General features: G+C 66.9%; 22 protein-coding genes. 6 read left to right on the top strand and 16 right to left on the bottom strand.

All coding sequences use genetic code 11. The annotated features are described in order from the left end of the window. Positions 1-28: 28 nt before the first annotated feature. The 10 genes from LJ656_RS05945 to LJ656_RS05990 all read right to left on the bottom strand — a co-directional run bounded on the left by LJ656_RS05945 (position 29) and on the right by LJ656_RS05990 (position 8,846). On the bottom strand, positions 29-298 hold the full coding sequence (locus LJ656_RS05945; protein WP_075295101.1) for a DUF493 family protein: 270 nt from the start codon (positions 296-298) through the stop codon (positions 29-31). Then, positions 270-1,211 carry a D-amino acid aminotransferase gene (locus LJ656_RS05950; protein ID WP_230508328.1) on the bottom strand — a complete coding sequence of 314 codons (942 nt, stop codon included), beginning with the start codon at positions 1,209-1,211 and terminating at the stop codon, positions 270-272. Before LJ656_RS05950 ends, LJ656_RS05945 begins: the two co-directional genes overlap by 29 nt. A gap of 13 nt (positions 1,212-1,224) precedes the next feature. After that, positions 1,225-2,454, bottom strand: a complete 1,230-nt coding sequence (locus LJ656_RS05955) for a D-alanyl-D-alanine carboxypeptidase family protein (protein WP_230508329.1) — start codon at positions 2,452-2,454, stop codon at positions 1,225-1,227. A gap of 324 nt (positions 2,455-2,778) precedes the next feature. Further along, complete coding sequence (locus LJ656_RS05960) at positions 2,779-3,423, bottom strand: alpha/beta hydrolase (RefSeq protein ID WP_230508330.1); 645 nt, start codon at positions 3,421-3,423, stop codon at positions 2,779-2,781. A gap of 32 nt (positions 3,424-3,455) precedes the next feature. Then, on the bottom strand, positions 3,456-3,779 hold the full coding sequence (locus tag LJ656_RS05965; protein WP_230508331.1) for a (2Fe-2S) ferredoxin domain-containing protein: 324 nt from the start codon (positions 3,777-3,779) through the stop codon (positions 3,456-3,458). A 200-nt stretch (positions 3,780-3,979) separates the two neighbouring features. Continuing rightward, the gene (locus LJ656_RS05970; RefSeq protein WP_230508332.1) at positions 3,980-5,137 is read right to left on the bottom strand and encodes a VanZ family protein; all 1,158 of its coding nucleotides are present in this window, start codon (positions 5,135-5,137) and stop codon (positions 3,980-3,982) included. 31 nt (positions 5,138-5,168) lie between these two features. Then, positions 5,169-5,795, bottom strand: a complete 627-nt coding sequence (locus LJ656_RS05975) for an ABC-type transport auxiliary lipoprotein family protein (protein ID WP_230508333.1) — start codon at positions 5,793-5,795, stop codon at positions 5,169-5,171. 42 nt (positions 5,796-5,837) lie between these two features. Next, complete coding sequence (locus LJ656_RS05980) at positions 5,838-6,806, bottom strand: MlaD family protein (protein WP_230508334.1); 969 nt, start codon at positions 6,804-6,806, stop codon at positions 5,838-5,840. A 31-nt stretch (positions 6,807-6,837) separates the two neighbouring features. Further along, the gene (locus LJ656_RS05985) at positions 6,838-7,716 is read right to left on the bottom strand and encodes an ABC transporter ATP-binding protein (protein ID WP_230508335.1); all 879 of its coding nucleotides are present in this window, start codon (positions 7,714-7,716) and stop codon (positions 6,838-6,840) included. After that, positions 7,713-8,846, bottom strand: coding sequence for an MlaE family ABC transporter permease (locus tag LJ656_RS05990; RefSeq protein WP_230508336.1), 1,134 nt, complete (start codon positions 8,844-8,846; stop codon positions 7,713-7,715). Before LJ656_RS05990 ends, LJ656_RS05985 begins: the two co-directional genes overlap by 4 nt. 126 nt (positions 8,847-8,972) lie before the next feature. Here LJ656_RS05990 and LJ656_RS05995 point away from each other — a divergent pair, with 126 nt between their 5' ends. The 3 genes from LJ656_RS05995 to LJ656_RS06005 all read left to right on the top strand — a co-directional run bounded on the left by LJ656_RS05995 (position 8,973) and on the right by LJ656_RS06005 (position 11,205). After that, entirely contained in the window at positions 8,973-9,911 is a 939-nt protein-coding gene (locus LJ656_RS05995; protein ID WP_230508337.1) for a biotin--[acetyl-CoA-carboxylase] ligase, read from the top strand. Then, positions 9,908-10,876 carry a type III pantothenate kinase gene (locus LJ656_RS06000; RefSeq protein WP_230508338.1) on the top strand — a complete coding sequence of 323 codons (969 nt, stop codon included), beginning with the start codon at positions 9,908-9,910 and terminating at the stop codon, positions 10,874-10,876. Before LJ656_RS05995 ends, LJ656_RS06000 begins: the two co-directional genes overlap by 4 nt. Positions 10,877-10,965: 89 nt before the next feature. Next, positions 10,966-11,205, top strand: coding sequence for a hypothetical protein (locus LJ656_RS06005; RefSeq protein ID WP_230508339.1), 240 nt, complete (start codon positions 10,966-10,968; stop codon positions 11,203-11,205). Between the two features lie 76 nt (positions 11,206-11,281). Here LJ656_RS06005 and rfaE2 read toward each other — a convergent pair whose 3' ends face one another. From rfaE2 to LJ656_RS06035, 6 genes are all read right to left on the bottom strand, one after another. Next, the gene (gene rfaE2 / locus LJ656_RS06010) at positions 11,282-11,764 is read right to left on the bottom strand and encodes a D-glycero-beta-D-manno-heptose 1-phosphate adenylyltransferase (protein ID WP_230508340.1); all 483 of its coding nucleotides are present in this window, start codon (positions 11,762-11,764) and stop codon (positions 11,282-11,284) included. A gap of 218 nt (positions 11,765-11,982) precedes the next feature. Continuing rightward, positions 11,983-12,858 carry a ferritin family protein gene (locus LJ656_RS06015; protein ID WP_075295064.1) on the bottom strand — a complete coding sequence of 292 codons (876 nt, stop codon included), beginning with the start codon at positions 12,856-12,858 and terminating at the stop codon, positions 11,983-11,985. A 615-nt stretch (positions 12,859-13,473) separates the two neighbouring features. Beyond that, positions 13,474-14,271: a PhaM family polyhydroxyalkanoate granule multifunctional regulatory protein gene (locus tag LJ656_RS06020; protein WP_230508341.1), complete on the bottom strand. Its 798-nt coding sequence runs from the start codon at positions 14,269-14,271 to the stop codon at positions 13,474-13,476. Between the two features lie 121 nt (positions 14,272-14,392). Next, positions 14,393-15,304, bottom strand: coding sequence for an enoyl-CoA hydratase/isomerase family protein (locus LJ656_RS06025; RefSeq protein ID WP_230508342.1), 912 nt, complete (start codon positions 15,302-15,304; stop codon positions 14,393-14,395). Between the two features lie 43 nt (positions 15,305-15,347). After that, on the bottom strand, positions 15,348-16,580 hold the full coding sequence (locus tag LJ656_RS06030) for an ABC transporter substrate-binding protein (RefSeq protein WP_230508343.1): 1,233 nt from the start codon (positions 16,578-16,580) through the stop codon (positions 15,348-15,350). Positions 16,581-16,793: 213 nt separating this feature from the next. Continuing rightward, complete coding sequence (locus tag LJ656_RS06035) at positions 16,794-17,777, bottom strand: fumarylacetoacetate hydrolase family protein (RefSeq protein ID WP_230508344.1); 984 nt, start codon at positions 17,775-17,777, stop codon at positions 16,794-16,796. A gap of 213 nt (positions 17,778-17,990) precedes the next feature. Between LJ656_RS06035 and LJ656_RS06040 the strand changes: the two genes are divergently transcribed. From LJ656_RS06040 to LJ656_RS06050, 3 genes are all read left to right on the top strand, one after another. Next, positions 17,991-18,935 (top strand): IclR family transcriptional regulator, encoded by a 945-nt coding sequence (locus LJ656_RS06040; RefSeq protein WP_230508345.1) that lies wholly within the window; start codon positions 17,991-17,993, stop codon positions 18,933-18,935. 41 nt (positions 18,936-18,976) lie between these two features. Beyond that, positions 18,977-20,377: a DUF3108 domain-containing protein gene (locus LJ656_RS06045; RefSeq protein ID WP_230508346.1), complete on the top strand. Its 1,401-nt coding sequence runs from the start codon at positions 18,977-18,979 to the stop codon at positions 20,375-20,377. Positions 20,378-20,597: 220 nt separating this feature from the next. Beyond that, a complete protein-coding gene (locus tag LJ656_RS06050) occupies positions 20,598-21,386 on the top strand; it encodes an alpha/beta fold hydrolase (RefSeq protein ID WP_230508347.1) in 789 nt (262 codons plus the stop codon). Positions 21,387-21,487 lie beyond the last annotated feature (101 nt).

Below are 21,487 nucleotides of genomic sequence, written 5' to 3' on the forward strand. Positions count from 1 at the left end.
AATCTGAAAAGCGCGCCGCGCGTTGGCGTTACAGCACGACCTTGACCATCGGATGGCCGGTCAGCGCGCGATAGATGTCGTCCAGATGCGCGCGGCTCGTGGCCGTGACGTGAATGGTCAGACCGGTGTAAGTGCCGCTGCTCGACGGCCGAGTTTCGACGCGCGACGCGTCCACTTCGCTATCGAACTGGCGCACCACTTCGACGATCGTCGCGGCAAACTCGGGATGCGATTTGCCCATGATCTTGATCGGGAAATCGCAGGGGAATTCAAACAGTGAGTCGTTCTCGGGATTCATTCTCTACTCCTTCTTCTGCCTCGGCGGCCTTGGCTCGCTGATAGGCTTCATACAGCGCCGCAAACACCGCGCCCGGCTTGCCGGCGCCGACCGGCGCGGCGTCGAGCCGGGTGACCGGCAGCACTTCCTTGGTCGCCGAGCTGACGATGATTTCATCGGCCGCGCGCACTTCGGCCTCGCTGATTTCACGCGCTTCCAAACGGATCCCGCACTGCGCGCTCAACTCTTCGATCAGACCGTAGCGGACCCCTTCGAGGATCCTGTTGCTGCGCGGCGGCGCCGCGACCACGCCATCCTTGACGATCCACACATTCGACGACGACCCTTCGGTCAACCAGCCATCGCGAAACTGGATCGTTTCGAACGCATCGTTTTCGGCCGCGTACTGCGCCATCAGCACGTTGCCGAGCAGCGACACCGACTTGATATCGCAATTGAGCCAGCGACGATCCTCGGCGCTCACGCAACGCACGCCCTGCGCGGCGTCGGGCAGATTCAACGCGGTGACCATCACGAACACGGTCGGCTTCGCGTCGGCCGGAAACGCGTGAGCGCGCTTCGCAACGCCGCGCGTGACCTGGATATACGCGATCGCGTCCTGATCGGCGCGCAGACCGCCGTCGCTTTCGTTGGCCGCGACCACCCGCGCGATCAGCTCGCGCCAGCCGGCGTCATCAAACGGATTGGCGATGCCGATCTTGCCGACCGAGCGCGCGAGCCGCGCGAGGTGCTGGGTCAGACGAAACGCGGTGCGACGGCCGCTCTCATGCGCATACAGCGGCGCGACCTCGTAAATGCCGTCGCCGAAGATGAAGCCGCGATCGAGCACCGGCACGCGCGCCTCGGACAACGGCACCAATTCGCCGTTCAGATAAACGATCGGTTCCAGCGCAACTTCGGAGACAGCGGTCATTACGTGGCAGCCCTTACTTTTTCTTGTTGAACATCAGCATCAGCGAATCCCACACGCGGCCGACCACGCCGGCCTGCGGCACCGGCTGCAGCGCGACCACCGGGAACTGCGCGAGCACCTTGCCGTCGGCGACGAGCTTCGCGGTGCCGACCTGCTGGCCGTTCGCGAGCGGCGCGATCAGCGGATCGTTCAGTTCGATCTGCGGTTTGGCCTTGTCGCCCGCGCCCTTCGGCAGCGTGATGTACTGATCGCTCTTCACGCCGACCTGCACGCTGTCCTGCGAGCCCTTATAGACACGCGGCGTAGCCACCACCTGGTTGGCCTTGTACAGACGCGTGGTGTCGTACGCGGTGTAGCCGTAGTTCAGCATCTTCAGGCTGTCCTGCACGCGGTCGTGCTCTTTCGGCTCGCCCATCATCACCGACACCAGACGGCGCGACGCGTCGGTCGTGCCCGGCAACGGCCGCTTCGCGCTCGCGATCAGGCAGTAGCCGGCCGCTTGCGTGTGGCCGGTCTTCAGGCCGTCGACGGTCGGATCGATCCACAGCAGGCGGTTGCGGTTCGGCTGCTTGATCTTGTTGTACGTGAATTCCTTGACCGAGAAGATGTTGTAGTAGTCCGGATAATCGCGGATCAGGCGCGCCGACAGAATCGCGAGGTCGCCCGCGGTCGTGTAGTGCTGCGGATCGGGCATGCCGTTCACGTCGGCGAAGTGGGTGTTCTTCATGCCCAGCTTCTGCGCTTCGGTGTTCATCATGTTGACGAACTGCGCTTCGCTGCCGCCGACCAGTTCCGCCAGCGCAATCGCCGCGTCGTTACCCGACTGCACGATCATCCCGTACACGAGGTCATGCACGGTCACCGGCTTGAGCGCCTCGATGAACATGCGCGATTCGTCGTTGCGCACGCGGCGCACGGCGAGACTCGGCTCGATCGACTGGTCCATCGTGATCTTCTTCGTGTCGAGCGCCTCGAACACCAGATACGCGGTCATCAGCTTGGTCAGCGAGGCCGGCTCGACGCGTTCGTCCGCATTGGCCGAGGCGAGCACCTGGTTGCTGGTGGCGTCGACCAGTACCCACGAACGGGCGTTGACGCCCGGCGGCGGCACTTGCGCGAACGCGCTGCTCGCGACCAGCGAGGCGGGCAGCACGAGACCGACGGTGATGGCGCGGGTAAGCGAGGCGGGAACGAAGGAAGCGACTGACGGGAAGGACGTACGGCCAGAGGGAGAGAAACGCATAGGGATCGATTCGTACAGAAAAATACGTCGCGCGACAGCGCGCAGTGTTGGGAGGAGCCGGTCGGCGGGTGTCTGGCCGTAAAACGGCGCGGCGCCCGTTGGACTTCCGGCGACGCGATCGGTTCGCGAGCGCAGCGCGCCACAGCCGGCTGCGCTGCCCGCGAAACGACTCCGCCGCGCGCGAAACTGCCGGATGGGCGGCGCTGCGCCCAAAAAAAGAGCGCCCATTATACGCGCGCCACCAGGCCGGCTTCTCACCCCGGACAGTGTTTTACACGCGTTTCTCGCGTACCTGTCCCCGCGAAACGCGCGCGACAAGGCCAATCACCGCCACGCGTCGACGATGATCCGCTTGAGCACGTGCAGCTTGCGATGCAGGAAATGTTCGGCGCCGGGGATCACGACGACCGGCAGCTCCTGCGGCCGCGCCCAGTCGTACACGGATTGAATCGGCACGGTCTCGTCGACCTCGCCGTGAATCACCAGCGTGCTCTCGGGCACCGGCGCGACGTCCCAGCGGCTCGCCGCGGTGCCGACGAACACGATGCGCTCGATCTCCTGCCCTTCTTCGCGCAGCCGCGCGGCCACGTGCGACAGCACCACGGTGCCGAACGAGAACCCCGCCAGCACCAGCGGCAGCGCGCCGTACTGCGGGTCCGCGCGCATGTGGTCGAGCACCGCGCGCAGATCGTCGCGCTCGCCGATCCCGGCGTCGTGTTCGCCCTCGGTCTGGCCGACGCCGCGGAAATTCGACCGGTAGGTCACGTAGTTCAGTTGCACCAGCGTGCGCGCGAGGGTCTGCGCGACCTTGTTGTCCATCGTGCCGCCGAACAGCGGGTGCGGATGCGCGACGAGCGCAATGCCGCGCGGCGCGGCGCCGTTGTCGCGGACCGCGTCGGGCAGGTCCAGCGCGACCTCGATCTTGCCGACCGGGCCATCGATCAGATATTTCTTCGTGTTGACGTTCATGACATGTGCCTGCTGATCGCTTGTAGTTCGGGTTACTGATCGATCTTCAGACGCTCGACGATCTTGCCGTTCGCCAGATGCGAGTCGACGATCTCGTCGATGTCGCTTTCGTCGACATAGGTGTACCAGACGCCTTCCGGATACACGACCAGCACCGGGCCCAATTCGCAGCGATCGAGACAGCCGGCCTTGTTGATCCGCACCTGGCCTGGACCGGCGAGGCCGAGTTTCTTCACGCGTTTCTTCGCGTATTCCTGCATCGCCTGCGCATTGCAGTTCGCGCAGCTCGGCCGCTCGGCGCCGGGTTCGCGCTGATTCAGACAGAAGAAAACGTGGTGCTTGTAGAAGGAATCCATGATGTCGGGGGAGAGACTGAAAGGGAGTGCAAGGACGCCGTCAGCGCGCGAAATGCGCACAGCGCCTATGGTGCGGACGATTATAGCGAGCGGGCTTTGGCGCCGCCGGGGGCGGCGCGAAGCGCACGCAGCCCCGCGCCCCGCCTTACCCTTCCTCACGCCCCGCCTCACACCCGCCTCACACCCGCGTCACACCCGTCTCACGCCGGCTGCGCGCGCCGCTTCAGCCAGGCGCGTTCGACCGCGAACGCGAGCCACACGAGCGCCGCGTACGGCCACACCCACGCGAGCCAGTGCGCGAGCCCGTTGAAGTGCAGATACCGTCCCTGCCGCCAGTCGGCCAGCACGACGTCGAAATATGGATTGACCGGCAGCAGATTGACGAACACCAGGGCGAGCGCCAGCGCGGCGCCCGCGAGCACCGCGCGCAGGCGCCGCCGCAGCGGCAGCGCGACAAGCGCCGCGAGCGTGCCGCCGGCGAGGCCGAGCAGCGCGCCGCGCGTCGCCCAGTTGAACGCGAGGCCGGATTGCGATTGCAGAAAAGTCGCGCCGACTTTCACGACCAGCGTCATCAGCACGAACAGCAGCAACAGACGCACCCGCGGCGCATGGCGGCGCATCGGCAGCGACGCGAGCGCCAGCGCCGCGAACAGGTTCAGCGTGGTGATCAGCGCCTCCCAGCCGTCGTCGGGCAACCACGCGGCAACCGCCGCCGGCCACGTGCCGACGTGCCACGCCGCCGGCGTCCACGCGAGCAGCGCGTCGTGGCTGGCCGCGTCGAAGCGCAGCCACAGCGCGCGCGGCCAGTTGCCGAGACCGAACAGACGCGGCGCCGGGTACATCGTCGCGAACGGCCACGCGGCGACCAGGCACGCGAGCACCGCATGGCCGCGCTCGAACCACACGAGCCGCAGACGCCTGAGCAGGCCGCGATCGAGCAGCGCGCCGGTCGCCGGCGACATCATCGCCGCGCCGAGCAGCGCGCCGAGCGTGTTGGCCGCGAGATCGAGATTCGACGCGACGCGCGTCGGCAGATAGGTTTGCACCGCTTCCATCGTGCCCGACAGCAAACCGCCGAGCACGAACGCGAGCGCGACCGCCAGCGTGCCGCGCCAGCGCGGATACACCGCGAGCACCACCAGCGCGCCGAACGGCATATAGCCGAGCACGTTGGTGACGACGTCGAACGCCGTCAGGTACTGCGGCAACGGATCGAACAGATAGGCGAACGGCGCGAGACCGAGCGAGCGCCAGCCCGAAAACGGATACCACGAGCCGTAGACGATCAGGACGGTGTACAGCAGCAGCGCCTGACGCGACAGCGCCGACGGCCGGCGCAGCCAGGGGCGTTCGCTCATGCAGCGCTCCGTCGCTTGCGCTGCACGCCCGTCATTGCGCGGCGGCCAGCGGCTGCGAGCCGAGCCAGGCGCCGATCTGCGCGACGAGGTCGTCGCTGGCCGCGGCGAGCGCCTGCGCGCCGCCGGCGGCGTCCGCCGAGCGCGCGGGCGCGCGCGCGACGAACGAACGCTGGCCGACCACCTTGCCGCCCTTCATCAAGGTGGCGCGCGCGGCGATCGCGCCGTGGCTGTCGGCCTGGCTGTCGAACACCTGCTCGAACTCGGTCAGGTCGACGCGCAGCACCGGCGCGGTAATGCCGTCGGCGCCGGTCAGCACGGTGCCGCGCTCGCTCAGCGCATTGCGCAGACGCAGGGTCAGCAACTGCGACGGCATCATGGTCCAGTGGCTATTCGCGTAGGCGGCCGTTTGCTGCGCGTCCGCGTAGCTGAGCCGGTACACCAGCCGGTCCGATTCGAGCACGGCCGGCGCGGTCACTTCGAGCACCTTGACGACCGGCAGCGGCGCGGCCGCGGCGCTCTGCGGCGGCGGCCCGAAGTCGTAGCGGATATCCGAGACCACCCCGGACGAGCCCGCGCAGCCCGCCGCCAGTACGCCGAACGCGAGCAGCGCCGCGAGCGCGGCGCGCGTGGACAACAGTCGGTGAATCGAGCGTGACATGGAGATCTTCCTCAGTTCAGTTCTGGCTTGTTGCTTGCGGATTTAGTGGGCGGCCCGGGTTTGAGCGGCGGGCCACGCGAAGCCGGTCTCGCCCGGACCCGGGGCCTGCCGCGGCGCGCCGAACAGCACGCTGCGCGGGTTATTGCTGAAGGTATCGGCGGCGCGGTCGATCGAGCGGGCCGCGGTGCGCACGTCTTCGCTCAGCGAATTCACGCGCGGCAAGGTGTCGTAGCCGACCCGCGCGGACAGGTCCTGCAGTGAGCCGTTCATTTCGGCGAGCGCGTCGCCCGCCTGCTGCGCGGCCTTGCCGACCTTGTTCAGGTTGGTCTGCAACGCGCCGTCCGGGCGGTTCAGGTTCGTGACCATCTGGTTGGTCGACGCGAGCGTGTGGTTCAACTGGTCGATCGTGCCGGGCAGCTTGCCGGTCACCGGCGCCAACTGGCGGGTCAGCGTCGCGACGCCGGACGCGGCCTGCTGGATGCTCGCCGCGGTGTCGTGCAGCTGATCGACCATTTCCGGCGACAGCATGTCGTTGACGCTGTCGGTGACCTTTTCGAGCTTGCGCAGCAGCACGTCGCCGCGTTGCTGCAACTGGTCGAGCAGACCCGGGCGCATCGGCAGCTGTGCGACCTGATGCAGCGACGACGGCAGCGGCGTCGGGTCGCGGCCGGTGTCGTCGAGCTGGATGAACGCGATCCCGGTCACCCCTTGCAGCCCGAGGCTGCCGAACGTCGAGCGGGTGATCGGCGCGTGCGTGTCGACGTTGATGCGAATCACGATCTGGCCGGGATGGCTCGGATCGAATTTGATCGACTGCACCTTGCCGACGTCGAGCCCGCGAAAGCGCACCGCCGCGTCCGCGTAGAGCCCCGTCACGTTGGTGCGCGCGATCAGGTCGTACGGCACCCGCTCCGCGCGGTCGACGTTGAACAGAAACGCCGCCAGCGCGATCGCCACCGTCAGCACGACCGTAAACAGCCCGGCCCAGAATGCATGCGCTTTGTTTTCCATTGTCAGATTTCCTGGTTCACAGCGGCCTGGTTCACAGCGGTATTTCGGACGACGCCGCTTCGAGCGCCTTTTGCGGCAGTTTCGCGCGGCGCTCCGGCGGCAGCGCCTGCAACGCGCGGCGACCGCGCAGGCCGAGGAAATATTCGCGGATGAACGGATGATCGACGCCCGCCGCCTCTTCGACCGGCGCGTTGACCAGCACCTTGCGATCGGCCAGCACCGCGACCCGGGTGGACAGCGCGACCATCGTGTCGAGATCGTGCGTGATCATCACGACGGTCAGCCCGAGCGCACGATGCAGCGCGGAGATCAGCTCGACGAATTCGTCGGAGGCCTGCGGATCGAGGCCGGCGGTCGGTTCGTCGAGGAACAGCAGCTCGGGTTCGAGCGCGATCGCGCGGGCGATACCGACCCGCTTGATCATCCCGCCCGACAGCGCCGACGGCATCTTCGACGCGTGCTTGCACGGCAGCCCGACCATCTCTAGCTTGAGCATCACGATGTCGCGCAGCAGATCCTCGGGCACCTTGCCGAGCTCGCGCACCGGCTGCGCGACGTTGTCGAACACCGACAGCGACGAGAACAGCGCGCCGCGCTGGAACAGCATGCCGGAGCGGCTGCGCATCAGCAGCGCGGTTTCCGGCGAGATCGTCGCGAGGTCTTCGCCGAACAGTTTGATGGTGCCCGACGACGGCCGCTCGAGGCCGAGAATCTGCCGCACCAGCGTGGTCTTGCCCGAGCCCGAGCCGCCGACGATCGACACGATCTCGCCGCGCCGCACGTCGAGGCTCAGGTGCTGATGCACGATGTTGCGGCCATAGCGCTTGGTGATGTCGATCACCTCGATCACCGGTTCTTCGATCGACGGCACCGGCTGGCCGCGCACGGCTTCGGTAAGTGGCGCGATCATCCGAGCCCCACGTTCTGGAAGAGAATCGCGAACACCGCGTCCGCGAGAATCACGATGGTGATCGAGGTCACCACCGAGGTCGTCGTGCCTTCGCCGAGACTCTGCGAATTGGCCTTGATACGGAAGCCGAAGTGACAGCCGGCGATCGCAATCAGCATGCCGAATACCACGCCCTTGCCGAGACCGATCCACAGATTCGCGATCGGCACGACGTTCGGCAGCTGCCGCGCGAAGAAACTCATGTCGATGCCGAGCACCACCTTCGCGGCGAGCGCGCCGCCGGTCAGCGAAATGACGTTGGTCCACATTACCAGCAGCGGCATCGCGATGCCGAGCGCGATCACGCGCGGCAGGATCAGCCGCAGGCCGTGCGGGATGCCCATCACGCGCATCGCGTCGAGTTCCTCGGTGACCCGCATCACGCCGATCTGCGCGGTGATCGCCGAACCCGAGCGGCCCGCGACCAGAATCGCCGACAGCACCGGACCGAGTTCGCGAATCACCGCGAGCCCGAGAATATTGACGATGAACTGGTTCGCGCCAAAGATCCGCAACTGCTGCGCGGACAGATAGCTGAGCACGATGCCGATCAGGAAGGCGACCAGCGCGGTGATCGGCAGCGCGCGGGCGCCGGCGTTGTAGACGTTCGCGGAGATTTCGGTCCACGGCGTTTTGCGCGGGTTGCGCGCGATCGCGAGCAGATCGAGCACGACCTGCCCGAGCATGCCGACGCCGCCTTTCAGGTGCTCGCCAAACGAGAAGAGGCTGAGGCCGAGGCGCGTGAACGGATCGAAACGCGTGACCGGTTCGGCGCTCTCGCGCACCGTGTCGAGCAACGCGATGCGCTCGAAGATGTCGCGCTGCGTGTCGGTCAACGCGGTGCCGGGCGGCATCTGGCGGCCCCATACGCGCCACAGCGCCTGACCGCCGACGTGGTCCATCCGGTCGATGCGCGACAGGTCCCACTGTCCGATGCCCTGCGCGCCGGTCAACGACCGCAGCTGCGGAATCACCCGGCCGGTGGCGCGATCGCGCGCGAGCGCGAGCGCCGTCCACTGGCCCGAGAGACGGACGATCTTGCCTTGGCTGCCAGCCGCGACTTCAAGGCCGGGCGGAGTGTCGTAGTTCAAGGATCGTGTGAAATCGGTTATCGGATTAGGGGCCATTGTAACGAAGGCTCGGCTTGCGGTCCGCTCCGATCCGCATGCGTTTGTAAGCCGGGCCCGCGCGGGTTCGCGCTCGCTACAATATGTGGCATGAACGCTTCCAACACTCCCCCTTCGTCGCCGGCGACGGCGACCTCTCAGGCCGCATCAGATGCGGCTTCGGCCGACTGGCGTATCGACCGCGAGCGCGCGGTCAAACTGTTCGGCCCGCAGGCGCATGACTGGCCGATCGAAATCGTCGAAGAAACCGGCTCGACCAACGCCGACCTGATGGCCCGGATGAAAGCGCTGCCGCGCCGCGCGAACGCGCTGCCGCGGCCGATCGTGCGGGTTGCGTATCTGCAAACCGCCGGACGCGGCCGGCGCGGCCGGCCGTGGTATGCGGAGCCGGGCAACGCGCTGCTATTTTCGGTGGCCTGTGTGCTGCCGCGCCCGCTCGAAGGACTCGCGGGGCTGAGCCTCGCGGTCGGCGTCGCGCTGGTCGACGCACTGCGCTCGCTGCCGGTCGCCGCTCCCGGCCAGATCGCGCTGAAATGGCCGAACGACGTGCTGCTCGAAGGCGACAAGCTCGTCGGCATCCTGATCGAAACCGCGTGGAGCACCGACGACGCGAGCGCGGTCGTGATCGGGATCGGCACCAATGTGAAGGGCGCGGATGAACTCGCGGCGAAGGTCGGCGCGTTCAATGCCGACGCGCCGCCGCAAGCGCGCGGCACCGTCCCGACCGCGTTGCAGCGGGTACTGCCGAACGCGAATCTGACCGACACGCTGGCGGCCGAGCTGAACGCGCTCGAACCGGCGTTGCAGCGCTTCGGCGTCGACGGCTTCGCGCCGTTCCAGCCGCGCTGGAATGCGGTGCATGCGTATGCGGGCCGCGAGGTCGTGCTGCTCGAGCAGGGCCAGGAACACGCGCGCGGCGTGGCGGCGGGCGTCGACGAACGCGGCCAGTTGCTGCTCGATACGGCCGGCGGCCGCCAGAGCATCGCGACCGGCGATGTGTCGCTGCGGCTCGCCGACGGTGCCGCATGACGCAGCCTGGAGCTTCGCAGCACGCGGCGTATCTGCTGATCGACGCGGGCAATAGCCGGGTCAAATGGGCGCTGGTGCAGCCCGATGGGGTGCAGCTGGCGAGCGGTGCGCTGGGGCATGACGAGTTGGTGGAGCTTGCCGAAGCCGGCGGGCAGGCGGGTTCGCAGTTGGGTTTGGGGCCGAGTGGGCGGTCGCCGTCGCAGTCGGGTTCGCAGTCGGGTTCGCAGTCGGAGTTACAGCCAGAGTCACAGCCGGGGTCACAGCCCGGCTGGGCCGGATTGCCGAGGCCGCGCGGCGCATGGCTGTCGAACGTCGCAGGCAGCGAGGTCGCGGCGCGGATCGCCGCACTGGTCGACGCGCACTGGCCGCAACTGCCGCTCACGACGATCCGCGCGAGCGCGCAGCAATGCGGCGTGACGAATTGCTATACGACGCCGCACTCGCTCGGCAGCGATCGCTGGGCCGGCATGATCGGCGCACACGCGGCGTTTCCCGGCGAGCATCTGCTGCTCGCGACGCTCGGCACCGCGACGACGCTCGAAGCATTGCGCGCGGACGGTGCGTTTATCGGTGGATTGATCGCGCCGGGCTGGACGCTGATGATGCGCTCGCTCGGCGAGCACACCGCGCAACTGCCGACGCTGTCGGCCGCCCGCGCGCGCGGGCTGCTCGGCGTGAAGGGCGTGGACGACGCCGCTGAAGCGAACGAGCGCGGGCCGTTTTTCGCGACCGATACGCCGCGCTCGCTATCGGCCGGTTGCACGCTCGCGCAGGCGGGGTTGATCGAACGGATGTGGGGCGATCTGCGCGACGAGTGGCAGGTGCCGGTGCGCCTCGTGGTCAGCGGCGGCGCGGCCGACGCTGTGGCCAGCGCGCTGAAAGTGCCGCATACTCGCCACGATTCGCTGGTGCTGTCGGGGCTCGCGTTGATTGCCGCGGCGGATGCGGCGCGCGACGGGGGCTGAATGATCAGTGCTGACGTGGCGGCTGAACAGACCGCCTGCGCCCTTGCACTGGCCGCCCGATCTCTTTTCTGGACTGGAAACAACCCACGATGCTTCGCTGGCCGATCGCGATTCTGATTCTTGCCAACGTGCTGGCTTTCGTTGCGCTACGCGGCGCCTTCGGCCCGACGCCCACCGCCGGCGGACACGAGCCGGCTCATCTGAACCGGCAGATCCGTCCGGAGTCCGTCAAAGTGCAATCGGTCAGCGCCGCGGATGCAGGCGATCAGGCGGTGGTCGGTGGGCCGGCGCCGATGGCGCCGATTTCGACGTCGGAGTTACCGGAGTAGCAGGTTTGGGCGGAGCCGCCCCAGAGGCTCGCTCGCCCTGCCGGTTCGCCGCGCATTCGCGCGGCGAACACGCGACTCAACCGTGAGTGCGCACCTTCTTCAACAGCGCGGTCGTCGAGCGATCGTGCTCGAACGCAATCGCCAGCGCCTTGCCGCCCCAGCCACGCACCAGCGCCGATTCGGGCAATGCGTCCATGTCGTAATCGCCGCCCTTGACCAGCACGTCCGGCCGCAGCGCCGAAATCAGTTCGACCGGTGTTTTCTCGCCGAAACCCACCACGTAATCGACGCTTTCGAGCGCCGCCAGCAGCGCCATCCGGTCGGCTTCGGTATTGATCGGCCGGTCGTCGCCTTTGCCGAGCATGCGCACCGATGCATCGCTATTCACGCCGACGATCAGGCACGCGCCCAACGCCTTCGCGTCGGCCAGATACGTGACGTGCCCGCGATGCAGGATATCGAACACGCCGTTGGTAAAGACGACCGGCGCGCGCAGCGAAGGACGCAGCTTCGCCAAGGCATCGCGCGTCATGATTTTGCGTTCAAAGATAGCGGCCATCACGGAATCACAAGTAGCGGGAGAACGGGAAAGTGCCGTCACGATACACGCTGGACGGCCTCAAGCAAAACGGTCCGGCAAGCTCACGCCTGCCGGACCGTTGTAAAGCTGTTTCAGATCATTCGCGGATTCTGTTCACGCGCCGGGCGTTTTCACCCGACTTCGTCAAGCCTGATCCGTCACGCCGGCGGCACTCACAAACGCCGACGCGCACATCGTTACGCGGGCTGCTGCGCCGGGTTCTGATCGGCCGCTTGCAGACGCGCGACCACTTCCTTGCGATAGCGGTTCAGTTCCTGCGCGGTGTTGAACGTGCGCTCGAACAGCAGCGACAGGTTGTGCAGAATGCGCTCGACGACCTTCTTTTCCCAGCCGTCGTCGAATCGGATCTGCTCGTCGAGCCAGCGCTCGAGCCATTCCGGATCCGGCAGACGCGACTGGATCGTGTCGCGCGGGAACAGCGCCTGGTTCACGTGCAGGTTCGTAGGGTGCAGCGGCTTTTCCGTGCGACGCGCCGATGCCATCAGCACGCCGATCTTCGCGAACGCGGCGCGCGCGATGTCGCCGGTTTGCGCCATCGCCTTCTTCATGTAGCGCAGATACGCGCCGCCATGCCGCGCTTCGTCGCGCGAGATGGTTTCGTAGATGTGCTTGATGACCGGCTCGGTGTGCCATTCGGCAGCGCGGCGATACCAGTGATTCAGGCGGATTTCGCCGCAGAAGTGCAGCATCAGCGTTTCGAGCGGCGGCGCCGGATCGAATTCGAAGCGCACCGCGTGCAACTCCTCTTCGGTCGGGCACATTTCCGGCTTGAAGCGGCGCAGATATTCCATCAGGACCAGCGAGTGTTTCTGTTCTTCGAAGAACCACACGCTCATGAACGCGGAGAAATCGCTGTCGTGATGATTGTCACGCAGAAACATTTCCGTGGCGGGCAACGCGGACCATTCGGTGATCGCGTTCATCTTGATCGTCGCGGCCTGCTCGTCGGTCAACAGCGATGCGTCGAATTTGTCCCAGGGAATGTCCTTCTCCATGTCCCATCGAACGGATTCGAGCGATTTATAAAGTTCCGGATAAAGCATGGTGTTCATAGTCCCACCCCTGTTCTGCGCATACTGTGTGTGTCTGTTGCTGCTACGTGTAGCCGTTTTTGCCTGCGACGCACGGACATACCGTTTATCGGCGAAGCATTCAATTTTACGCGGTAATCGGTCGCCCACATGCACCGGGCGACAAAGAAGTCCGGGCGTTTTTGCACTGGCGTTTGAAGCATGATTGGCGTCGTCAACCGTGGGTGAGGGGAGCCCCTGTGCCTGAGGTCGAGCCGGTTCGGGTCGCATACCGCACCGTCCAGCACGCTCCGGAAGTACCGGAGGTAATGACGCGAGGGCGGCGGGATTGGTTCTTTTCAGCGCACGCCCCAAAGCCAGATCAAGCTTACACAATGATAGCACGCGGACTTCGCATATCCTGTGACAGAAGAGCCCGAATTGCGCTGTGGGATTGACTTCCGTCAACAAAGACTGCGATGTTTGACGAACGCAACGCGCGTGCCCGAAGCGGGCGGAAGTGGATCGGATGGGAGCGCTTTATCGGCCGAGGCCGGGTTGCGTATTCGGTACGCGGCGGGTGTGCCGATTTTGGGGTTTTCGGGAGCGCAATGAAAGGGAGCGCGGCGGCCTGAACGCGCCGCCGCCGTCGCATATTTACGACGCTTTCTTCGGCGCCGTGCCGCTGCCGCTCTCGCCGACCGGGCGTTTGCTCGCCGCGGGGGCGCGTTTCGCTGCCGGCCGCCTGGCCGCGGGCTTTACGTCCGATGGGTTCGGCGCGCCGCTGTCCGCCGCGGCGCTCTCGGCCGACGCCGCCATGGCGCCCTGCGTGCCGCCCCCCGCCGCGGCCGCGGCCATCCCGGGTTGCGTCATCGCGAACTGGGCGATCTGATTGAACTGCGATTGCAGCAGGTTCCACCAGGCGGAGGCATCGAATGCCGGGGTCGCCGGTGCTTCCTTTTCGCCGCTGTCGGCAGCCGCGCTTTCGGTTTCGGGCGCGGCTTCGGCGGCGGGTTGGGCGGCCGGTTGCGCGGGTTTCGCCCAGCTATAGGCCGGGCTCGGCGTGCTCGCCGGTTCCGACGCGGCGGACGGGGCCGGCTGCGCCATCGACGACTGCGCGAACGCGCCGAACGCGCGCAACGTCGCGAGCGTCGCGCGCTGCACTTCGAGCGCCTGGATCGCGGACTGCAGCATGCTCAGGTTCAGCTTCAGCCATTGCTCGACCGCGCGCATGTCGGTGATGCGCTTGTCGAGTTCCTCGACGTTGGTGAGCGGCGCCATCATGTCGGACATCATCGACAGCGATGGGCTCGCGCTGCCGCCCGGCTGCGCGCCGGTGAGCGCAGCGCCGAACGGCGACAGCCGCATCATGCCCCACATGCGATCGAGCATTTCAGCGGGCGGGAAACCGGGAAAGCCGGGAAAGGGCGGCGTGGAGTCAGTCGTATCGGTCATGCTTGTCGCCTCGATGCTTAAAGAGATGTGCTGCGAGATGTCATGCGCGCGATGCCCGCGCGCACTGCTTTCGATCATACCGTGACGGGCAGCGGATCAGGATCGGTTCGACGCCCTTCTCTCAGCCGCCGTTATCTACGCCGTCGCGGCCACTTTGCGCGTCGCCGTCCGATCGTCGCGCGGACGCGTCGCGCCACGGATCGCCGGCGCTGAAATCCGGCGCGCGCCGTTCGCGCAGCGAGCTCACACCCTCGCGCACGTCCGGGCCCGCAAAGCCCATGAATTCGAGCGCCAGCGACGTATCGAAAGCCGGCCCCGCGCTGCGCAGCCAGTTGTTCAGCGCGTACTTGGTCCAGCGAATCGCGGTCTGCGAACCGTCGGCCAGCTTGCGCGCGACTTCGAACGCCTTCGGCAGCAGCTCGTCCTCATCGACCGCCAGCGACACCAGCCCGATCCGCTCGGCCTCCTCACCGCTCACAGGCTCGCACAGCATCAGGTAGTACTTCGCCTTCGCCATCCCGCACAGCAGCGGCCACACGATCGCCGCGTGATCGCCGGCGGCGACACCGAGCCGCGTATGACCGTCGATGATGCGCGCGGTCTTCGCCGCGATCGAGATATCGGCGAGCAGCCCGGCCACTAGCCCCGCGCCGACCGCCGGCCCGTGCATCGCCGAGACGATCGGCTTGCCGCAATTGATCACGTTATAGACGAGGTCGCGCGCCTCGCGCCAGACCCGCGCGCGCACGTCGAAATTGTTTGCCATGTCTTCGACGAGTTGCAGATCGCCGCCCGCCGAAAAGCCCTTGCCCTCGCCGCGAATGATCGCGACGCGCGTGTCGGGATCGCGATCGATGTCGCGCCAGATCTCCGCCAGCTCGTAATGCATGCGCGCGTTCGCGGTGGCGAGCGCGCTTTTATTCGCGCCCTCGCCGCTCATCACGACTTCGAGCACGCCATGCGGATGGCGCTGCAAACGCAATGCGCGGTAATGCGCGTAGTAGCTATCGTTCTCTTGCGGTGGCTGAGACATGGTGAGCAGTCCGTAAAAGATCGGTCAGAGCATCGCAGCCCGTTCAATGCGGCTGATACACCCATTTTCCATTGCTGATTTCGACCATCACGCGGGCGCGCTGGTCGAGTCCGAGATGATCGGCCGCGCTCATGTTGACGACGCCGTTGGTATTCGAGAGGTCGCGGGTTCCTTCCAGTGCGTCGCGCAACGCGCGGCGAAATGGCGGCGTGCCCGGCGCACCGGCTTTCAGCGCGACCGGAATCGCGTGCTCGAGCAGCGTCCCGGCATCCGCCGTGTACGAGCCGAACGCCGACACGCTGCCCGCGCCGCGCTGTGCTTCGAAGCGCGCGATGTAATCGAGCGCGAGGCGCCTCGCCGGATGATCGGCCGGCAGTTGCGCGGCGACCAGCACCGGGCTCGCGGGCAGGAAAGTGCCGTTGCAGTCGGCGCCGCACACGCGCAGGAAATCGTTATTGCCGACGCCGTGGTTGTGATAGATCGCGCCCTTGTAGCCGCGCTCGCGCAGCGTCTTCGGCGGCAGCGCGGCGGGCGTGCCGGCCGCGCCCACCACCACCGCGTCCGGATGCGCGGCGAGAATCTTCAGCACCTGGCCGGTCACGCTTGGATCGGTGCGATTGAAGCGCTCGCTCGCGACCACGTCGATGTGATGCAGCTGCGCGAATTTCGCGACCTCGGCGTAGAAGGTCTCGCCGAGCGCGTCGGCCTGGCCGATGAACGCGATCGTCTTCACGCCGTGGTCGCCCGCATGCTGGGCGATCGCGGAGGCCATCATCGCGTCCGTCTGCGGCGTCTTGAACACCCAGCGGCGTTTCGCATCGACCGGCTCGATGATTTTCGCCGACGACGCGAGCGAGATCATCGGCGTTTCGGCGTCGGCGACCACGTCGATCATCGCCAGCGAATTCGGCGTGATCGACGAACCGATGATCGCGTCGACATGGTTCTCGGAGATCAGCTTGCGGGTGTCCTGCACCGCCTGGGTGGTATCGGATGCGTCGTCGAGCACGACGTACTCGACTTTCTGGCCGCCGATCTGTTTGGGCAGCAACGCGACCGTGTCGCGCGCCGGAATGCCGAGCGACGCGGCCGGCCCGGTCAGCGACAGCACGAGACCGATCTTGACCTGCGCGAATGACGGCAGCGGCAATGCGCAGGCGAGCGCGGCCGATAGCAGCGCGGCGCGCCGCGCGACGCGCGGGACAAGCCCGCTGCGCGGGCTGCGTCGGCTTGCGGCGCGCGGCTTCTCAGCTTCGGGGAAGTCCAATCGCGGCATGTTGTCTCCTCACGTCGGGTTGTCGTTTTGATGATGCCGATGTGCGACCGCTGCGTTAGCGCAGTCGATCCGCCGGTCGCGCCGGGCGGCCCGGCGCGCCAGTCAGTGTAGCCGCGCGCGTGGAGGCGGCGGCATCGGGCGAAACCCTTTCGCGCAGCTGTCGCCGCGACGTTGCGACGCGAGCGCGAGAACGCCCGCCCTCGCGCTCAACCGTTAATCGAGCGGCGCAATGCTCTGTTCGATCGCCCCGAAAATCGACTTGCCCGCTTCGTCGAACATCTCGATCTTCACGACGTCGCCATATTTCATGAACTCCGTCTGCGGCGCGCCGTGCTCGATCGTTTCGAGGCAGCGCTTTTCAGCGATGCAGCAGTAGCCGCGCTTCGCATCCTTGTTCGACACCGTGCCCGAACCGACGATCGCACCGGCCCGCAGATTGCGCGTCTTCGCCGCGTGCGCAATCAGTTGCCCGAAGTGAAACACCATGTCGGTGCCGGCGTCCGGCTGGCCGACCTTGCGGCCGTTCCAGTGAACGATCATCGGCCGATGCACGCGGCCTTCGCGCCAGAACTCGCCGAGTTCGTCCGGCGTGACCGCGACCGGCGCGAACGAGCTGGCCGGCTTGCTCTGGAAGAAGCCGAAGCCCTTCGCGAGTTCGGCGGGGATCAGGTTGCGCAGCGATACGTCGTTGACCAGCGTGATCAGACGCACGCTCTTTAACGCCTGCTCGGGCGTGGCGCCCATCGGCACGTCGCCGGTGACGACCGCGACTTCGGCCTCGAAGTCGATCCCGTACTCTTCCGACGCGCACAGCACGTCGTCGCGCGGACCGATGAAGTCGTCGCTGCCGCCCTGGTACATCAGCGGATCGGTCCAGAATTCCGCCGGCATCTCCGCGCCGCGCGCGCGCCGCACCAGCTCGACGTGGTTCACGTACGACGAGCCGTCGGCCCACTGGAACGCGCGCGGCAGCGGCGCCATGCAGTCCTTCGCGTCGAACGAAAAACTGTTGCGGGCGCGGCCCTGGTTGAGCGCTTCGTAAAGGTCTTGCAGTTGCGGCGCATAGAAGGCCCAGTCGTCGAGCACGCGCTGCAGCGTGGGCGCGATCGCGTCGGCGATGGCCGCGGTATGCAGGTCGCGGGACACGACGATCAGTTGACCGTCGCGCGTGCCGTCCTTCAGCGAGGCAAGTTTCATAGAGCTGTGAACCGTGGGTTAGTGACGATGGAAGGAATCTATTCTACGATGGTGAATCGGCGCGGCGCCAACCCGGGCGCGCAGCATGCGGGGTCTGCCGCGTACTCGAACGCGCGGCGCGCGAGCCACGCCCGCCGCCAACGTCGCCGTCCCGGCACCGACCGCAACCGCGCCATTACCGATCACCGAACGCGCCGCCCGCGCCCTTTGCCCATGTCCGCCAACGCCCGCTCCGGCACGCTCCGCTCCCGCACCGCTCACGCGTCCGCTTCCGCGAACGACCCGCTCGATAACGTCGGGACCGCCGATACCGCCGACACCGATACCGGCGCCGACGACGAAGCGCTCGAAGCCGGCGAGGAAAAACTGCGTTCGGGCATCCAGTCGATCGAAGTCGGTTTCCGGCTGCTCGACGTGCTGACCCGCGAACCGCGCGCGATGATGCTGCGCGACCTCGCGCAACGCGCCGGCATGAGTCCGGCGAAGGCGCATCGCTATCTGGTGAGTTTTCTGCGCCTCGGCGTGGTCGCGCAGGATCCGCTGTCGGGCCGCTACGAACTCGGCGGCTTCGCGTTGCAGTTGGGGCTGGCGCGGCTCGCGCGCGTCGACGGCGTATCGCTCGCGCGGATCGCGCTCGCGCAATTGCGCGACCAGCTCGATCTGACCGTCGGCATCGCGGTATGGGGCAATCAGGGCCCGACGATGGTGCACTGGATGGAGTCGAGCTATCCGGCCAAGGCATCGCTGAAACTCGGCGACGTGATGCCGCTGCTCAGTTCGGCCACCGGTCTGCTGTTCGCCGCCTATCTGCCGGCCGGCCAGACCGCCGCGATGCTCGAACGCGAACTGGCCGACTCGCGCCGCTCGTCGTACAGCGGGGCGCCGCGCACGCGCGAGGACGTCGAGCGCGTGCTTGCCGGGGTGCGCGAACATCAGGCGGCGCGCGTCGAAGGGATGCTGCTGCCGACCATCCACGCGTTCTGTATGCCGGTGTTCGACTCGACCGGTGCGCTCGCGCTCGGCCTCGTCGCGCTCGGCCATGAAGGCGCGTTCGATATCCGCTGGGGCGGTGAAATCGATACCGCGCTGCGCGAATGCGCGCAAAAACTGTCGTACGAACTCGGCTATAGCGCGACGCCGCGTGGCGCGAACGATTAAGACTCAGCACCGCTCTCACGCACACCCACCCCCGAGCACCGATGGACTTTGCTTCCGCGACCCGCCGCCCCGATTCGCAGCCGCCTGCCGACAACGGGCCGGGCCGCACGTCGCGCACTCGGCGGACGCGGCGCGCATGGCGCGCCGGGCGCTGGCTCGCGGTGCTCGCCGTGGTCGCGGTGTCACACTGGATCGCCGCGCAATGGTTCGAGCGCAATCGCATGAATCTCAATCCGGCCGAGCATCAGCGCGTGCCGGTGCAGATCAAGCTGTTGACGCCCGAGCGGGTCGAGCGTCAGCAACAGCCTGCCGCCGCGCCACCGCAGCCGCCGGCGCCGGTGCACAAGCCCGCGGCGCCGCGACCGCATGAGCAGCACGTGCTGAGCGCGTTACAGCCGGCGAAACCGGATCAGCCCGCGGCTACGCCTGCGTCGGAAGCGGCAGCGAGTGCGCCTCTCGCCGCGAGCGGCGCGAACGCGGCCGCCGCCGCTGCTGCGAACGCCAACGGCAATGGCGCGAGCACGCCCGCCGCGGCCAGCGCACCGCAAGCTTCGAAGGGCGTGAAGTTCTCGGTGCCGCCGTCGGCGGACCTCGAATACGACACGTTCTACAACGGCGTGCGCAATCCGCCCGGCACGATCCATTGGGCGAGCAATGCACAGGGCTACGAAATGATCGTGTCGGTGCCGGTGCCGTTCGTTGGGCCGTTCGTGTATTCGAGCCGCGGCGGCATCGACGCATTCGGTCTCGCGCCGGCGCAGTACAGCGAAAAGCGCGGCCGTCGCGCGGAAGACATCGCGATCTTCAATCGCAACGACAGGAAAATCGCCTTCACGCGCACGCCGGCCACGCTGCCGCTGCCCGACGGCGCGCAGGACCGCTTCAGCGTCGTGATGCAGCTCGCCAGCCTCGTGCGCGGCGACCCGGGCGCGTACACACCCGGCGTCACCCGGGAGTTTTTCGTCGTCGATAACGATAGCGGCGAGAACTGGCCGATCGAGACGATCGGCGACGAAACGATCCGCGCGGCGCAGGGCTATCTGCAGGCGCGTCATTTCAAACGGCTGCCGCGTCATGAAGGCGATCAGCGCCGCATCGACGTGTGGCTCGCGCCGTCGCTCGGCTGGCTGCCCGCGCGCATTTTGCAGACCGAGCCCAATGGTACGCAGTTCGAACTGGTATGGCGCGGCAAGCTCGAACTCGATAGCGCGATGCCCTCTGACGGTGCAAACGGCGGCGCGACGCCGGGCGCGGCCGCGCCTGCGGTGCCCGCGCCGGCAGCTCCCGCACCGGCTACTCCTGCTACTCCTGCTACTGCAACACCGGGAAACGCTTCCACTCCATCATCGGCCCCGCCCCCAGCCGACGCATCGGCAGGAATACCCGACACCGCGCCCGCCGCGCCGGTCGGATCGACCGCGCGCAAAAATATCAATCTTTGATATATCTTTCAAAACAGGCCTTGATTTCTGCGTCGAATCAGAGCCAAGCAAATCTTCGCAACTTCGGCGAAACTTCCCCTACAGCGCAGACTCGCACGTCATTGCGGCACCCGCTCGCGCAAACGCGCGTATGAAACGACGCCGCTCGACGGCGCACCGAAAACAGCGCCAGCGCGGCATCACCGATCTTTTTCACTGCGTTTCCTTCAAAGGAGCCCGCATGCAAGTGAACATCAACGGAATCGACACCCGCTATGTGCTGAGCAACGAAGGCGGCGGCCCGTGGCTGACGTTCATCCACCAGTTGGGCGGCGATCTTTCTATCTGGGATCAGCTGGCCGGCTATTTCCGCGACGACTTCACGGTGCTGCGCTACGACGTGCGCGGCCACGGCCAGAGTGCGGTGGCGCGCGAGCCGTTCAGCATGGCCGATCTGTCCGACGATCTCGCCAAACTGCTCGATGCGCTCGGCGCGCCGACCACGCACCTGGTCGGCCTGTCGCTCGGCGGGATGATCGCGCAGCAATTCGCGCTGGACCACCCGGCGCGCGTCGATACGCTGACGATCGCCGACAGCACCGGCGGCACCCCGCCCGAAAACCGTGGGTTGTGGGACCAGCGCGCCCACACCGCGCGCAGCGACGGCATGGCCGCGCTGACGCCGTCCACGCTCGCGCGCTGGCTCACGCCCGACTTCCAGTCCGCGCACCCCGAAGCGGTCGAGCCGATTCGCGAAACCTTCGCCGCGACGCCGCCGGAGGGTTTCGCGATGGCATGCGAGGCGCTGCGCGACTTCGACCTGCGCGGCAGGCACGGCGCGATCCGCTGTCCGACACTGACGGTGGCCGGCCGCCACGACACGGGCACGCCGCCTGCTGCTACTCAGGCGATAGCGGAAGCGATCGAAGGCGCCCGCTTCGAATTGCTCGACGCCGCGCATCTCGTGCCAATCGAGCAATCACAACGATTTGCCGCTTTGCTGGAATCGTTTCTCGAGCGGCGGGTCTAACCGATAGGTCCGGAGCTTTACCTGCGTCGTCCGGACCCACCCCTTGAATTCCATCTCTCACGCTCCACCTATGTTGCATAAAAGGCAGGAGCCCAACGGAA

The sequence above is a fragment of the Paraburkholderia sejongensis genome (assembly GCF_020880815.1).
GTDB lineage: Bacteria > Pseudomonadota > Gammaproteobacteria > Burkholderiales > Burkholderiaceae > Paraburkholderia > Paraburkholderia sejongensis.

Coding starts and splice junctions, on each gene's coding strand:
- LJ656_RS06000 (WP_230508338.1), top strand. CDS start 9,908: ATGACGCAGCCTGGAGCTTCGCAGCACGCGGCGTATCTGCTGATCGAC.
- LJ656_RS06035 (WP_230508344.1), bottom strand. CDS start 17,777: ATGAAACTTGCCTCGCTGAAGGACGGCACGCGCGACGGTCAACTGATC.
- LJ656_RS06050 (WP_230508347.1), top strand. CDS start 20,598: ATGCAAGTGAACATCAACGGAATCGACACCCGCTATGTGCTGAGCAAC.
- LJ656_RS06020 (WP_230508341.1), bottom strand. CDS start 14,271: ATGACCGATACGACTGACTCCACGCCGCCCTTTCCCGGCTTTCCCGGT.
- LJ656_RS06025 (WP_230508342.1), bottom strand. CDS start 15,304: ATGTCTCAGCCACCGCAAGAGAACGATAGCTACTACGCGCATTACCGC.
- LJ656_RS05950 (WP_230508328.1), bottom strand. CDS start 1,211: ATGACCGCTGTCTCCGAAGTTGCGCTGGAACCGATCGTTTATCTGAAC.
- LJ656_RS06040 (WP_230508345.1), top strand. CDS start 17,991: ATGTCCGCCAACGCCCGCTCCGGCACGCTCCGCTCCCGCACCGCTCAC.
- LJ656_RS05970 (WP_230508332.1), bottom strand. CDS start 5,137: ATGAGCGAACGCCCCTGGCTGCGCCGGCCGTCGGCGCTGTCGCGTCAG.
- rfaE2 (WP_230508340.1), bottom strand. CDS start 11,764: ATGGCCGCTATCTTTGAACGCAAAATCATGACGCGCGATGCCTTGGCG.
- LJ656_RS06005 (WP_230508339.1), top strand. CDS start 10,966: ATGCTTCGCTGGCCGATCGCGATTCTGATTCTTGCCAACGTGCTGGCT.
- LJ656_RS05995 (WP_230508337.1), top strand. CDS start 8,973: ATGAACGCTTCCAACACTCCCCCTTCGTCGCCGGCGACGGCGACCTCT.
- LJ656_RS06030 (WP_230508343.1), bottom strand. CDS start 16,580: ATGCCGCGATTGGACTTCCCCGAAGCTGAGAAGCCGCGCGCCGCAAGC.
- LJ656_RS05985 (WP_230508335.1), bottom strand. CDS start 7,716: ATGATCGCGCCACTTACCGAAGCCGTGCGCGGCCAGCCGGTGCCGTCG.
- LJ656_RS06045 (WP_230508346.1), top strand. CDS start 18,977: ATGGACTTTGCTTCCGCGACCCGCCGCCCCGATTCGCAGCCGCCTGCC.
- LJ656_RS05965 (WP_230508331.1), bottom strand. CDS start 3,779: ATGGATTCCTTCTACAAGCACCACGTTTTCTTCTGTCTGAATCAGCGC.
- LJ656_RS05960 (WP_230508330.1), bottom strand. CDS start 3,423: ATGAACGTCAACACGAAGAAATATCTGATCGATGGCCCGGTCGGCAAG.
- LJ656_RS05955 (WP_230508329.1), bottom strand. CDS start 2,454: ATGCGTTTCTCTCCCTCTGGCCGTACGTCCTTCCCGTCAGTCGCTTCC.
- LJ656_RS06015 (WP_075295064.1), bottom strand. CDS start 12,858: ATGAACACCATGCTTTATCCGGAACTTTATAAATCGCTCGAATCCGTT.
- LJ656_RS05980 (WP_230508334.1), bottom strand. CDS start 6,806: ATGGAAAACAAAGCGCATGCATTCTGGGCCGGGCTGTTTACGGTCGTG.
- LJ656_RS05945 (WP_075295101.1), bottom strand. CDS start 298: ATGAATCCCGAGAACGACTCACTGTTTGAATTCCCCTGCGATTTCCCG.
- LJ656_RS05975 (WP_230508333.1), bottom strand. CDS start 5,795: ATGTCACGCTCGATTCACCGACTGTTGTCCACGCGCGCCGCGCTCGCG.